The 14,005-nt window shown below is 69.8% G+C and carries 11 protein-coding genes; all 11 read left to right on the forward strand.

Annotated features, from left to right (window positions below):
- Positions 1–111, forward strand: a 111-nt coding sequence (locus QR77_RS44365) for a 3-oxoacyl-[acyl-carrier-protein] synthase III C-terminal domain-containing protein (protein ID WP_347359829.1), incomplete at its 5' end; no start/stop codon positions are given.
- A gap of 93 nt (positions 112–204) precedes the next feature.
- On the forward strand, positions 205–882 hold the full coding sequence (locus tag QR77_RS35355; RefSeq protein ID WP_078877550.1) for a GntR family transcriptional regulator: 678 nt from the start codon (positions 205–207) through the stop codon (positions 880–882).
- Positions 883–1,140: 258 nt separating this feature from the next.
- Entirely contained in the window at positions 1,141–2,322 is a 1,182-nt protein-coding gene (locus QR77_RS35360; RefSeq protein ID WP_040026085.1) for an ROK family transcriptional regulator, read from the forward strand.
- Between the two features lie 237 nt (positions 2,323–2,559).
- Positions 2,560–4,083 carry a sugar ABC transporter ATP-binding protein gene (locus QR77_RS35365; protein ID WP_040026086.1) on the forward strand — a complete coding sequence of 508 codons (1,524 nt, stop codon included), beginning with the start codon at positions 2,560–2,562 and terminating at the stop codon, positions 4,081–4,083.
- Complete coding sequence (locus tag QR77_RS35370) at positions 4,080–5,150, forward strand: ABC transporter permease (RefSeq protein WP_040026087.1); 1,071 nt, start codon at positions 4,080–4,082, stop codon at positions 5,148–5,150. Before QR77_RS35365 ends, QR77_RS35370 begins: the two co-directional genes overlap by 4 nt.
- Before the next feature lie 82 nt (positions 5,151–5,232).
- On the forward strand, positions 5,233–6,267 hold the full coding sequence (locus QR77_RS35375; protein ID WP_040026088.1) for a substrate-binding domain-containing protein: 1,035 nt from the start codon (positions 5,233–5,235) through the stop codon (positions 6,265–6,267).
- A gap of 52 nt (positions 6,268–6,319) precedes the next feature.
- Positions 6,320–7,558: a Gfo/Idh/MocA family oxidoreductase gene (locus tag QR77_RS35380; RefSeq protein WP_040026089.1), complete on the forward strand. Its 1,239-nt coding sequence runs from the start codon at positions 6,320–6,322 to the stop codon at positions 7,556–7,558.
- A gap of 12 nt (positions 7,559–7,570) precedes the next feature.
- Positions 7,571–8,575, forward strand: coding sequence for a sugar phosphate isomerase/epimerase family protein (locus tag QR77_RS35385; RefSeq protein WP_040026090.1), 1,005 nt, complete (start codon positions 7,571–7,573; stop codon positions 8,573–8,575).
- Positions 8,576–8,857: 282 nt separating this feature from the next.
- A complete protein-coding gene (locus tag QR77_RS35390; RefSeq protein WP_040026091.1) occupies positions 8,858–12,541 on the forward strand; it encodes a ThuA domain-containing protein in 3,684 nt (1,227 codons plus the stop codon).
- Positions 12,542–12,656: 115 nt separating this feature from the next.
- Positions 12,657–13,778, forward strand: a complete 1,122-nt coding sequence (locus QR77_RS35395) for an inositol-3-phosphate synthase (protein ID WP_040029218.1) — start codon at positions 12,657–12,659, stop codon at positions 13,776–13,778.
- Positions 13,775–14,005, forward strand: a 231-nt coding sequence (locus QR77_RS35400) for a UbiA family prenyltransferase (protein WP_040026092.1), incomplete at its 3' end; no start/stop codon positions are given. The genes QR77_RS35395 and QR77_RS35400, both read left to right, overlap by 4 nt.

Here is a 14,005-nt window from a genome sequence, read left to right on the forward strand (position 1 = left end):
GCCCTGTCCAAACTGGTGGCCCGCGGGGAGGTCGCATCCGGGGCCCGGGCCCTGCTTTTCGGCTTCGGCGGGAATCTTTCGTACGCGGGACAGGTCATCCGCTGTCCATGAACCACTCCATTCCCGGTAGACTGTAGACGATAGCCAATGTCTTGATTCCGTCATGACGTCATGGGACACAGCCGGCCAGGAGGGGGGACCACGATGTTGTCTGCAGGACTGCCGCAGGGAGCCGTGCCCAAGCTCGAACGACCGGGGCCACTGCGTGAACGTGTGTACGAGGCTCTGCTCGAACTGATCACGACCCGCGCGCTGCGCCCGGGCCAGCACCTGGTCGAGAGTGAACTGGCCGGTCACCTGGGGGTGTCACGCCAGCCCGTGCGGGAGGCATTGCAGCGCCTCAACACCGAAGGCTGGATCGACCTGCGGCCGGCCCAGGGTGCGTACGTCCACGAGCCGACCGAGGACGAGGCGGACCAGTTGCTGTCCGTCCGTACCCTCCTGGAGGCGGAGGCCGCCAGGCTTGCGGCGGCCAATTCCGGCAAAGAGGGGATCGCGGCGCTGGAGGCCCTCTGTACGCAGGGTGAGCAGTCCGTGGCGGACGACGACGTGGATCTGACCGTCGCCACCAATGCCGCGTTCCACGCCAAGGTCATGGAGCTGGCGGGCAATCTCGTGCTGGCCGAGCTGGCGGGCCAGGTGGACCGCCGGGTCCGCTGGTACTACACGCCGGTCGCCAGGCAGCGTGGCAAGCAGTCCTGGATCGAGCACCGCGCGCTGATCGCCGCGATCGCCGACCGCGACGAGGCGCGGGCGACGGAAGTCATGCGCGGTCACACCGAGCACACCAGGAACACCTACCACCACCGTGACCACAACTGACCGTCCCTGATCCGACCGACCTGGTCCGAACCAATCCGGCCGAGCCCCCGTGAAGAACATCGCGGGGGCTCTTCCGTGTCCGGAAGGTCCTGGTTCGCTGCTGTCCGGCCGGAGTTCTTTCCTCCCTTTGTCCTCGGTGTGGAGAAAGTTGCACCGGATTCCCGCTCAACTTCTTCCCACTGAGGTCAAGCGCTGCTACGTTCCCCTTCAAAGCCCGACGGACACAGCCGACATGGCGGGGAGGGGCGCGTGAGACGTATGACCGCACGACCGGCCAACGCGCACCAGGCGCGACTGCTCAGGCTGTTGCGCGACGGCGGCCCCAACTCCCGCGCCCAGCTCGGTGATCAGGTCGACCTCTCCCGCTCCAAACTCGCAGTCGAGGTCGACCGGCTGCTGGAGACCGGCCTGGTGGTCGCCGACGGACTCGCCGCCTCGCGCGGCGGCCGGCGCTCGCACAACATCCGGCTGGCGCCCGCCCTGCGGTTCCTCGGCGTCGACATCGGCGCCACCTCCATCGACGTGGCGGTGACCAACGCGGAGCTGGAGGTGCTGGGCCATCTCAACCACCCCATCGACGTGCGCGAGGGTCCGATCGCCATCTTCGAGCAGGTGCTCACGATGGCGGAGAAGCTCAAGGTCTCCGGTCTCGCCGAGGGGTTCGACGGCGCGGGCATCGGGGTTCCAGGACCTGTCCGCTTCCCCGAGGGCGTGCCGGTCGCGCCGCCGATCATGCCCGGCTGGGACGGCTTTCCCGTACGGGAGGCGCTCAGCCAGGAACTCGGCTGCCCCGTCATGGTCGACAACGACGTGAACCTGATGGCGATGGGGGAGCAGCACGCGGGCGTCGCACGGTCCGTGGGTGACTTCCTCTGCGTCAAGATAGGCACCGGCATAGGCTGCGGGATCGTCGTCGGCGGCGAGGTCTACCGGGGTACGACCGGCAGCGCCGGCGACATCGGCCATATCCAGGTCGAGCCGGACGGGCGCGCCTGCGCCTGTGGCAACAAGGGCTGTCTGGAAGCCCACTTCAGCGGCGCCGCACTCGCGCGCGACGCCGAGGACGCGGCCCGTACCGGACGCTCGCCCGAACTCGCCGCGCGGCTCGCCACGGAGGGACGGCTCACCGCGGTGGACGTCGCCGCAGCGGCCGCGGCAGGCGACCCCACCTCACTCGACCTCATCCGGGCGGGCGGCAACCGCCTCGGCCAGGTCATCGCCGGACTTGTGAGTTTCTTCAACCCGGGTCTCGTGGTGATCGGCGGCGGTGTGACCGGACTCGGACACACGCTGCTCGCCAGCATCCGTACCCAGGTCTACCGGCAGTCCCTGCCGCTGGCCACCGGCAATCTCCCCATCGTCCTGGGGGAGTTGGGCCCGACCGCCGGAGTCACCGGCGCCGCCCGGCTCATCAGCGACCACCTGTTCTCGCCGGCCTGACGGCCGGCGGCGCGCACCACACGGCACCTGACACAACGGCACACCACCGCACAGCGCACCGTAAGGCTCCGCACCGCACAGCACCCGTACAGCGCACCGCTTCGCAGCACGTCGCACGGCAGCACACCGCACGGCAGCACACACCGTACGCAGCAGTCACCGCACACGCACGACGGCTCCGCCGCACCTGTTTCCGCCCTGCCCGCTCTACGGCCGCATCCGCCGAGGGGATCCGCCATGGCACCACCACCAGACAGCCTTCTGCTCACCATGTCAGGCATCACCAAGCTGTTCCCCGGCGTCCGCGCCCTCGACGGTGTGGACCTGGAAGTCCAGGCAGGTGAAGTCCACTGCCTGCTCGGCCAGAACGGAGCGGGCAAGTCCACGCTCATCAAGGTGCTCGCCGGGGCCCACCAGCCCGACGGCGGTGTCATCACCTGGCAGGGCGAGGAGGTCAGCCTCAAGTCACCCATCGCCGCCATGCGGCTCGGCATCGCGACCATCTACCAGGAACTCGACCTGGTGGAAGGCCTGTCGGTCGCCGAGAACATCTTCCTCGGCCACGAGCCGGCCTCCGCCGGATTCGTCGTCAAGAAGCGCGAGGCGAGGGAGAGGGCGACCGCGCTGCTCGCCCGGCTCGGCCACCCGGAGATCCAGGCGCAGCGGCCCGTGGGCTCGCTCTCCGCCGCCCAGCAGCAGATCGTCTCGATGGCCCGCGCGCTCTCCCACGACGTACGGCTGATCGTGATGGACGAGCCGTCGGCCGCCCTCGACCCCGACGAGGTGAACAACCTCTTCCGGATCGTCGCCACCCTCACCGCCGACGGGGTCGCCGTCGTCTACATCTCCCACCGTCTTGAGGAGATCCGGCGCATCGGCGACCGTGTCACCGTCATCAAGGACGGCCGTACCGTCGCCGTCGGACTGCCGGCCAAGGAGACCCCGACCCGCGAGGTCGTCGCGCTGATGACCGGCCGCAACGTCGAGTACGTCTTCCCCGAGCGGCCGGGGGCGGCGGCCACGGCCGAACCCGTCCTGCGCGTCGAAGGGCTCACCAGGGACGGGGAGTTCGCCCCCCTCGACCTGGACCTGCGGCCCGGCGAGATCGTCGGCCTCGCCGGCCTCGTCGGCTCGGGACGCTCCGAGATCCTGGAGACGATCTACGGGGCACGCAAGCCCAGCGCCGGACGCGTCCTGGTCGACGGCGTCCCGCTGCGGCCGGGCAGCGTGCGCGCCGCCGTACACGCCGGACTCGGCCTCGCCCCCGAGGAGCGCAAGGCCCAGGGGCTCCTGATGCTCGAATCCGTGACCCGCAACGTGTCGGTGTCGTCGCTGTCGCGCTTCTCCCGCGGCGGCTGGCTCGACCGGGGCGAGGAGCGCAGGGCGGCCCAGACCGCCACCAGGGAGCTGTCGCTGCGCCCCGACAACCCGGAGGCCCGGATCCGTACGCTCTCCGGCGGCAACCAGCAGAAGGCCGTCCTGGCCCGCTGGCTGCTGCGCGGCTGCCGGGTCCTGCTGCTCGACGAACCGACCAGGGGCGTCGACGTCGGCGCGCGCGCCGAGCTGTACGCCGTGATCCGCCGGCTGGCCGACGAAGGCCTCGCCGTACTGCTCGTCTCCAGCGAGGTCCCCGAAGTCCTGGGCCTCGCCGACCGGGTGCTGGTGCTCCGTGAAGGCAGCGTCGTCCACCGGGCGCCGGCCGGGGAGCTCGACGAGCACCGTGTACTCGATCTCGTGATGGAAGGGAGCCCGACGCCATGAACCAGCCTGCCTCCCAGGCTCAGCAGGGCGGGCCCGACGCCTCGGCCACGCCCGAGCCGCTCAGGCCCGCCGCGGACACCGCGGGACCGCCGCCGGCCGGAAAGAGGCGCGGCGGGCCCGCGTTCGGCCGCCTCGACGTCCGTAACCTCTCGCTGCTCGGCGTTCTCCTCGCGCTGATCATCGTCGGCGGGATCACCAGGCCCCAGGAGTTCCTGGACGTCAACAACCTCCAACTCGTCCTGACCCAGGCCTCGGTCATCGGCGTCGTCACCGTCGGTGTCACCTTCGTCATCACCAGCGGCGGCATCGACCTCTCGGTCGGCGCGATCGTGGCGCTCTCCTCGGTGTGGGCGACGACGGTGGCGACCCAGGAGTACGGGTTCTTCGGCATCCTCCTCACCGCCGTGCTGGTGGGACTCGGCTGCGGCCTGGTGAACGGGCTGCTGATCGCGTACGGCGGGATGGTGCCGTTCATCGCGACGCTCGCCATGCTCGCCTCGGCGCGCGGCCTCGCACTCCAGCTCACCGGCGGCAAGACGCAGATCGTCTCGGTGAAGTCCGTACTGGACCTCGGTGTCAGGGATTCTTACATCCTCGGGATACCGCCGCTCGTGCTGGTCTTCGCCGCGGTCACGATCGTCGGCTGGCTGGTGCTCAACCGCACCACCTTCGGCCGCCGTACGGTCGCCGTCGGCGGCAACCCCGAGGCCACCCGCCTCGCCGGTATCGACGTGCGCAGGCAGCGGCTCTACCTGTACCTGCTCTCCGGGCTCTGCTGCGGCATCGCGGCCTTCCTGCTGATCATCCTTGCGGGCTCGGGACAGAACACCAACGGGAACCTGTACGAGCTGGACGCCATCGCCGCCGCGATCATCGGTGGCACGCTGCTCACCGGCGGCCGGGGCACCATCGTCGGCTCCGTGCTCGGTGTGCTGATCTTCACCACGATCACCAACATCTTCGCGCTCAACAACCTCCAGAGCGATGTGCAGCAGATCGCCAAGGGCGCGATCATCGTCGCCGCCGTACTGGTCCAGCGCAGGACCGCACGGAGCGGCGAGGCCTGACCGCACGTACGACCCGTACGACCGCACCACCCCGCACGCACAGCCGTCCGTCGCACCGCCCTACCTGAAGGGTCCAACCGCCATGCCAGAAACCAGTCGCAGAGGGCTGCTCTTCGGCACCGCCGCCGTCTCAGCGGGTGCCTTCCTGACCGCCTGCACCAGCAACGAGCCCGCGAAGAAGCCCGCTGCCGCGAGCAAGCCGGCCGCCGACAGCAAGCCGGGCAAGCACGTCACCATCGGCTACGCGGGACCGCAGGCCGACCACGGCTGGCTGAACGCGATCGACGAGCAGGCCAAGTCGCGCGCCGCCTCGTACTCGGACGTGACGCTGGAGGCCACCGAGGGCTCCAACGACACCGCCGCGCAGATCGGCCAGGTCGACACGCTGATCAACAAGAAGGTCGACGTCCTGGTGGTCCTGCCGGGCGACGGCAAGGCGCTCACCCAGGCCGGTCTCAAGGCGATGCGGGCCGGGATCCCGGTCATCAACCTGGACCGGATCTTCGCGACGCCGCAGGCCTACCGCTGCTGGATCGGCGGCGACAACTACGGCATGGGGCTCAACGCCGGCAACTACATCGGCGAGAAGCTCAAGGACAAGCCCAACGCCAAGGTCATCGAGCTGGCGGGCATCGACGCGCTGGAGCTGACGCAGCAGCGCACGAAGGGCTTCGACGACGCGCTGAAGAACTTCCCCAACATCAAGAAGGTCGCCCGGCAGGCCGCCGACTTCACCGTCGAGTCCGGCCAGGCCAAGATGGCGCAACTGCTCCAGGCCCAGCCCGACTTCGACGCCATCTGGAACCACGACGACGACCAGGGTGTGGGCGCGCTGCGCGCCATCGACCAGGCCGGCCGCAAGGGCTTCCTGATGGTCGGCGGCGCCGGTGCCAAGTCGGCGATGGATATGATCAAGGCGGACAGCGGCGTCCTGAAGGCGACCGTGCTCTACCCGCCGACCATGGCCGCCTCCGCCATCGACCTGGCGCGCGCTCTCGGCCAGTCCAAGGGCATCGGCGGCATCTCCGAGTCGGAGATCCCGACCCAGATCACCGTGTTCTCGGCCGTGGTGGACAAGACGAACATCGACCAGTATCTGTCGCAGGGCTTTAGCTGACCTGCGTTGACACGTCTGCCCCCACCGTGCGAAAGACAGAGGAGTACTCCCCATGACCCCCAGGGAAGTGTCGCGGGAAGCGTCGGAGAAAGAGGCCGGTGCGCCGCCGTCACTCGGTGTCGGCATGGTCGGATACGCGTTCATGGGCGCCGCCCACTCCCAGGGGTGGCGCACCGCCGGACACGTCTTCGACCTGCCGGTGCGGCCCGTGCTTGCCGCGATCTGCGGACGTGACGAGGACGCTGTCCGCGCCGCGGCCGCCAAACACGGCTGGGCCGCCGCCGAGACCGACTGGCGGGCGCTGATCGCTCGCGACGACGTGCAGGTGGTCGACATCTGTACCCCGGGGGACAGCCACGCGGAGATCGCGATCGCCGCGCTAGAGGCGGGCAAGCACGTCCTGTGCGAGAAGCCGCTGGCCAACTCGGTGGCCGAGGCCGAGGCGATGGTCACGGCCGCCGAGGCGGCGGCGGCCCGCGGCCAGGTGGCCATGGTCGGCTTCAACTACCGCCGGGTGCCCGCCGTCGCCTACGCCAGGACCCTGATCGGGGAGGGCAGGCTCGGGCGGCTGAGGCACGTACGGGTCACCTACCTCCAGGACTGGCTGGTCGACCCGGAGTTCCCGCTCACCTGGCGGCTCAAGCGCGAGCACGCGGGCTCCGGGGCGCTCGGTGACCTGGGCGCGCACATCGTCGACCTCGCGCAGTTCCTGACGGGGGAGCCGCTCGCGGGGGTCTCGGCGCTGTCGGAGACGTTCGTGAAGGAGCGGCCGGTGCTCTCCGGGGCCTCGGCCGGCCTGTCGGCCGAGGGCGGCGGCGAGCTGGGTCCGGTGACCGTGGACGACGCGGCGCTGTTCACCGGGCGGTTCGCCTCCGGCGCGCTGGCCTCCTTCGAGGCGACGCGGATGGCCGCGGGGCGCAAGAACGCGCTGCACCTGGAGATCAACGGTGAGCGGGGCTCGCTCTTCTTCGACCTGGAGCGGCTCAACGAGCTCCAGTTCCACGACCACACGGAGCCGGCGCCGTCGTCCGGTTTCCGCCGCATCCTGGTCACGGAGCCGGAGCATCCTTATCTGGAGGCGTGGTGGCCGCCGGGCCACGCGCTCGGCTACGAGCACACCTTCATCCACCAGGCCCGCGATCTGGTCGAGGCGATCGCCACGGGAACGGCCCCGGTACCGTCGTTCGCCGACGGGCTACAGGTGCAGCGGGTGCTCGCGGCGGTGGAGGAGAGCGCGGCGAAGAACGCCGTGTACACCCCCGTACCGCAGCCGTCGGAAACGCAAGGCTAGGAGGGAAACCGCATGTCTCGTCCGTTCACCCTGTTCACCGGCCAGTGGGCCGACCTGCCCCTGGAAGAGGTCTGCCGGCTCGCCCGTGACTTCGGTTACGACGGTCTGGAACTGGCCACCTGGGGCGACCACTTCGAGGTCGACAAGGCGCTCGCCGACCCGGCCTATCTGGACAGCCGTCACCAACTGCTCGACAAGTACGGGCTGAAGTGCTGGGCGATCTCCAACCACCTGGTGGGCCAGGCGGTCTGCGACAGCATCATCGACGAGCGGCACCAGGGCATCCTGCCGGCCCGCATCTGGGGCGACGGGGAGCCCGAAGGCGTCAGGCAGCGCGCGGCGGCCGAGATCAAGGACACCGCGAGGGCGGCGGCCGCCTTCGGCGTCAATACGGTCATCGGCTTCACCGGTTCGTCGATCTGGCACCTGGTCGCGATGTTCCCGCCGGTGCCGCCCGGCATGATCGAGCGGGGGTACGAGGACTTCGCCGAGCGGTGGAACCCGATCCTGGACGTCTTCGACGCCGAGGGGGTGCGCTTCGCCCACGAGGTCCACCCGAGCGAGATCGCGTACGACTACTGGACCACCAAGCAGGCGCTCGAAGCGGTCGACCACCGGCCGGCCTTCGGGCTGAACTTCGACCCCAGCCACTTCGTCTGGCAGGACCTGGACCCGGTCAACTTCCTCTACGACTTCCGGGACCGGATCTACCACGTGGACTGCAAGGAGGCCCGCAAGCGCCTCGACGGCCGCAACGGGCGGCTCGGCTCGCACCTGCCCTGGGGCGACCCGAGGCGCGGCTGGGACTTCGTGTCGGCCGGCCACGGCGACGTGCCGTGGGAGGACGTCTTCCGGATGCTGCGGTCCATCAACTACGAGGGTCCCGTCTCGGTCGAGTGGGAGGACGCGGGCATGGACCGTCTCGCCGGCGCCCCGGAGGCGCTGGCCGACCTGAAGCGCTTTGACTTCGACCCGCCCACGGCGTCCTTCGACGCCGCGTTCGGAGGCGGCAACTAGGCCGTAGGCCCTCTGGGTCACCCGATCGAGCCCGGCGGTGGAGAACCGCCGCCGGGCCATCCGGCATGCCCCGAAGAGGCTTTGTCCTGAGCCGGGAAAAAGTACAACTTGACCACTGCGCAAGGTCTTTCCGTCCGGGACGAACACGGCTACCGTCCCTGAGGTGTACAGGACATAGAGAGTCCCCGGCGTGACGGCGCACGTCGGTGACGTCGTGAGACGAGCGCTCCGCGCTCCTCGGCCATACGTACGTACGAACAGCCCATCTTCTGGAGGACTTTCGTGCACAGAAAACGTCTCAGAGCCAGATCCCTGATCGCGTACCTGACGGGCGCCCTGCTCGTCGGGGGGAGCCTGAGCGCCGTACCCGCACTTGCCGCCGCCGATCCCGCGCCCGCCGCTGAGAGCTTCCAGCAGGTGACGCTGGCCAAGGGCGCGGCAGAAGTGGGCGAGCCGATGTCGCTCGCCGTGCTGCCCGACCGGCGGGTGCTGCACACCTCTCGCGACGGCACACTGCGGATCACCGACGCGGCGGGCGACACCAAGGTCGCCGGCACGCTGGAGGTCTACAGCCATGACGAAGAGGGACTGCAAGGCGTCGGGGTCGACCCGGACTTCGCCGAGAACCACGCGATCTACCTGTACTACGCGCCCAAGCTGAACACCCCCGCCGGTGACGCGCCCGAGAACGGCTCGCCCGCCGACTGGGCCCCGTACGACGGCTACAACCGCCTCTCGCGCTTCACGCTGAACGACGACGGCACGCTCGACAAGGCCAGCGAGAAGAAGGTCCTCGACGTCGCCACGTCCCGGGGCACCTGCTGCCACGTCGGCGGCGACATCGCCTTCGACGGCGACGGCAACCTGTACCTGTCGACGGGTGACGACACCAACCCCTTCGCCTCGGACGGCTACACCCCGATCGACGAACGCCCCACCCGCAACCCGGCGTTCGACGCCCGGCGCAGCGCGGGCAACAGCAACGACCTGCGCGGCAAGGTCCTGCGCGTCAAGGTCGCCGACGACGGCTCGTACACGATCCCGGACGGCAACCTCTTCGCCCCGGGCACCGAGAAGACCCGGCCCGAGATCTACGCGATGGGGTTCCGCAACCCGTTCCGTATCTCCGTCGACAAGAAGACAGGCATCGTCTACGTCGGTGATTACGGCCCCGACGCCGGCGCCGCCTCCCCGACCCGCGGCCCCGGCGGCCAGGTCGAGTTCGCACGGATCACCGAGGCGGGCAACTTCGGCTGGCCCTACTGCACCGGCGCCAACGACGCGTTCGTCGACTACGACTTCGCGACCGGCGCGTCCGGCGAGTCGTTCGACTGCGCGGCGCCGAAGAACACCTCGCCGCACAACACCGGCCTGGTCGACCTCCCGCCGGCGCAGCCCGCGTGGATCCCGTACGACGGCGGCAGCGTCCCCGAGTTCGGCTCCGGCGGCTCCGAGTCGCCCACCGGCGGCCCGGTCTACCGCTACGACGCCTCCCTCGACTCTCCGGTGAAGTTCCCCGAGGCCTACGACGGCGACTTCTTCGCCGGTGAGTTCGGCCGCCAGTGGATCAAGCGGATCGAGCAGGGCGACGACGGCACGGTCAACAAGATCAACGACTTCCCGTGGTCCGGCACCCAGGTCATGGACATGGAGTTCGGCCCCGACGGCGCCCTCTACGTACTCGACTACGGCCTCTCCTGGTTCGGCGGCGACGACAACTCGGCCGTCTACCGCATCGAGAACACCACCGGCGGCCGGTCACCGATCGCCGTGGCCGCCGCCGACAAGACCTCGGGCAAAGCCCCACTGAAGGTCACGTTCTCCTCAGCGGGGACCGAGGACCCCGACGGCGACGCGCTGACGTACGCGTGGGACTTCGGCGACGGCTCCACCTCCACCGCGGCCGACCCGGTCCACTCGTACAAGAAGAACGGCACCTACACGGCGACCCTGACCGTCACCGACGCCACGGACCGCACCGCCACCGCCTCCGTGCATGTGGTCGCCGGCAACACGGCGCCCAAGGTGACCCTCGAAGTACCCGCCGAGGGAACGCTCTTCAACTTCGGTGACACCCTGCCCTTCAAGGTCACCGTCACCGACCCCGAGGACGGTCCGATCGACTGCTCCAAGGTCACCGTCAACTACGTTCTCGGCCACGACAGCCACGGCCACCCGATCACCTCGGCCACCGGCTGCGAAGGGACCATCACCGCGCCGGCCGACGCCGACCACGATCCCAACGCCAATATCTTCGGGGTGCTCGACGCCGAGTACACCGACGGCGGAGGCGGCGGTCAGGCGGCGCTCACCAGCCACGACCAGGCGCAGCTCCAGCCGCGCCACCGGCAGGCCGAGCACTTCAACGGCTCTTCCGGCATCAAGCTCCAGGACAAGACGAGCGCCAACGGCGGCAAGACCGTCGGCGACATCAACAACGACGAGTGGATCTCCTTCAAGCCGTACAACCTGACCGGGTCCAAGACGCTCACCGCGCGGATCTCCTCCGCCGGCGCCGGCGGATTCCTCGAAGTGCGCACGGGCTCGGCCACCGGCAACCTCCTCGGCTCGGCCCCGATCCCCGTCACCGGGAGCTGGGACACGTTCCAGGACATCGACGTGCCGCTGCGCGCCGTACCGAAGAAGAGCACCGAGCTGTTCCTCGTCTTCAAGGGCGGTGACGGGGCGCTGTACGACCTGGACGACTTCACCATCAGCGACAAGGCGCCCGGCAAGACCGAGAAGCGCGTCCTGGTCTTCTCCAAGACAGCGGGCTTCCGCCACGACGCCATCCCCGAGGGCATCACCGCCCTCAAGGCGCTCGGCAAGGACAGCAACATCACCGTCGACACCACCGAGGAGGCGCGGCAGTTCACCACCAACAACCTCGCCCGCTACGACGCCGTGGTCTTCCTCTCCACGACCGGTGACGTCCTGAACGCCGAGCAGCAGAAGGCGTTCGAGTACTACATCTCCACCGGAGGCGGCTATCTGGGCGTGCACGCCGCCGCCGACACGGAGTACGACTGGCCCTTCTACGGCGGCCTGGTCGGCGCCTGGTTCCAGGGCCACCCGCAGATCCAGCCGGCCACCGTACGGGTGGAGGACGCCACCAACCCGGCGACCGCCCACCTCGACACCGCCTGGACCCGCACGGACGAGTGGTACAACTACCGCACCGACCCTCGGGCTGATGTTCGTGTGCTCGCCACTCTGGATGAAACCAGCTACACCGGCGGCACCATGAAGGGCGACCACCCGATCGCCTGGTGCCAGAGCTACGAGGGCGGCCGCTCCTTCTACACCGGGATGGGCCACACCAAGGAGTCCTACGCGGACCCCGCCTTCCAGCAGCACCTGCTCGGCGGACTGCGCTACGCGGCGGGCCAGGTCAAGGCCGACTGCAAGCCGAAAACAGGTTACCGCCCGATCTTCAACGGGCAGTCTCTGGACGGCTGGAAGCAGGCCGGACCGGGCAAGTTCACCATCGCCGACGGTGAACTGCGCTCCGAGGGCGGCCTGGGCATGCTCTGGTACCAGCCCAAGCAGCTCGGCTCCTACTCACTGAAGCTCGACTGGAAGCTGGCCGGGGACGACAACTCCGGTGTCTTCGTCGGGTTCCCGGCCTCCGACGACCCCTGGTCGGCGGTGGACAACGGGTACGAGGTGCAGATCGACGCGACGGACGCGCCCGACCGCACCACCGGATCCGTCTACACGTTCAAAGCGGCCGACATCAAGGCCCGCGACCAGGTTCTGCGGCCGCCCGGCCAGTGGAACAACTACGAGATCCGGGTCCAGGGGGAGCGTCTCCAGGTCTTCCTCAACGGAGTGAAGATCAACGACTTCACCAACACCGACCCGGCCCGCAGCTTGAAGGACGGCTACCTCGGCATCCAGAACCACAGCGCCGATGACCAGGTGTCCTTCAGGAACATCCAGTTGAAGGAACTGCCCGCCCAGTAACCCTGGGACGGGCGGCCGCAAGCCGGCGGCGGGCGGGGTGGCGCCGTACCCCCCGCCCGCCGCCCACCACCACAGCACCGGCACATGACCGGCAGGGAGGCAGCCCGTGACGAACATGCCTGAGTCGACCGCAGCACGTACCGGAGTCTGGTTCGTCGGAGCACGAGGCTCCGTCGCCACGACAGCCGTAGCGGGGTGCGCGGCGGTCACCGCCGGGCTCCACCCGCCGACCGGCATGGTCACCGAGACCCCGCCCTTCGCGGACGCGGGCCTCCCCGCCCTCTCCTCACTCGTCTTCGGCGGCCACGACACGGCGAGCTGTCCGCTGCCGAAGCGGGCCGAGGCGCTCACAGCGGCAGGAGTGCTGCCGCACGGCCTCACCGCGGCGATCGACACCGAACTCACCCTCGCCGACCAGGAGATCAGAGCCGGCGGACCGGGGGCCGGCGACGTCAGGGACGACGAGGAGCTGATCGCGTCCTTCGCCGCCGACATCAAGGACTTCGCCGCCCGCACCGGCGTGGCCCGTACGGTCGTCGTCAACGTCTCCTCCACCGAACCCGCGCCCGGGCCCGACGACCCGCGCCTGCCCGCGAGTTCGCTGTACGCGGCAGCCGCGCTGCGGGCCGGCTGCGGCTACGTCAACTTCACCCCGTCGACCGGGCTGCGCGCGGCGGCCCTCGCCGACGCCGTCTCCGGCAGCGGACTTCCCCACGCGGGCCGCGACGGCAAGACAGGCCAGACGCTGCTCCGTTCCGTGCTCGCCCCGATGTTCGTGCAGCGGGCCCTGACCGTACGGGCCTGGTCCGGCACGAACCTGCTGGGCGGCGGGGACGGAGCGGCGCTGGCCGATCCCGCGGCAGCGGCCGCGAAGAACGCGGGCAAGGAACGCGTACTCGCAGACACCCTGGGTGCCGCGCCCGAGGGCGAGGTGCACATCGACGACGTACCCGCGCTCGGCGACTGGAAGACGGCCTGGGACCACATCGCCTTCGACGGCTTCCTCGGCTCCCGCATGATCCTTCAGACCATCTGGCAGGGCTGCGACTCGGCGCTCGCCGCGCCGCTGGTGCTGGACCTGGCGAGGCTGGTGGCCCGCGCCCACGAGATCGGACTGAGCGGCCCGCTGCCCGAGCTGGGCTTCTACTTCAAGGACCCGGACGGCGGGCCCGCCTCCCTCGCCGAGCAGTTCACCGTTCTGCTCTCCTTCGCCGACCGGCTGAAGGAGACCAGGTGAGCCTGCGCGCCTGGGCCGAACTGCTGCGGATCTCGGCGCTGTTCACGGTCCCCGGTGACGCCCTGGCAGGCGCCGCCGCGCGCGGCGTACGCCCGGGCCGGGGCACCGCGCTCGCCGTGGGCGCCTCGCTCTGCCTGTACGAGGCGGGCATGGCGCTCAACGACTGGGCGGACCGCGAGGAGGACGCGATCGACCGCCCGCACCGTCCGATCCCGTCGGGCCGGATC

The organism is Streptomyces sp. 150FB (assembly GCF_000818195.1).
Taxonomy (GTDB): domain Bacteria; phylum Actinomycetota; class Actinomycetes; order Streptomycetales; family Streptomycetaceae; genus Streptomyces.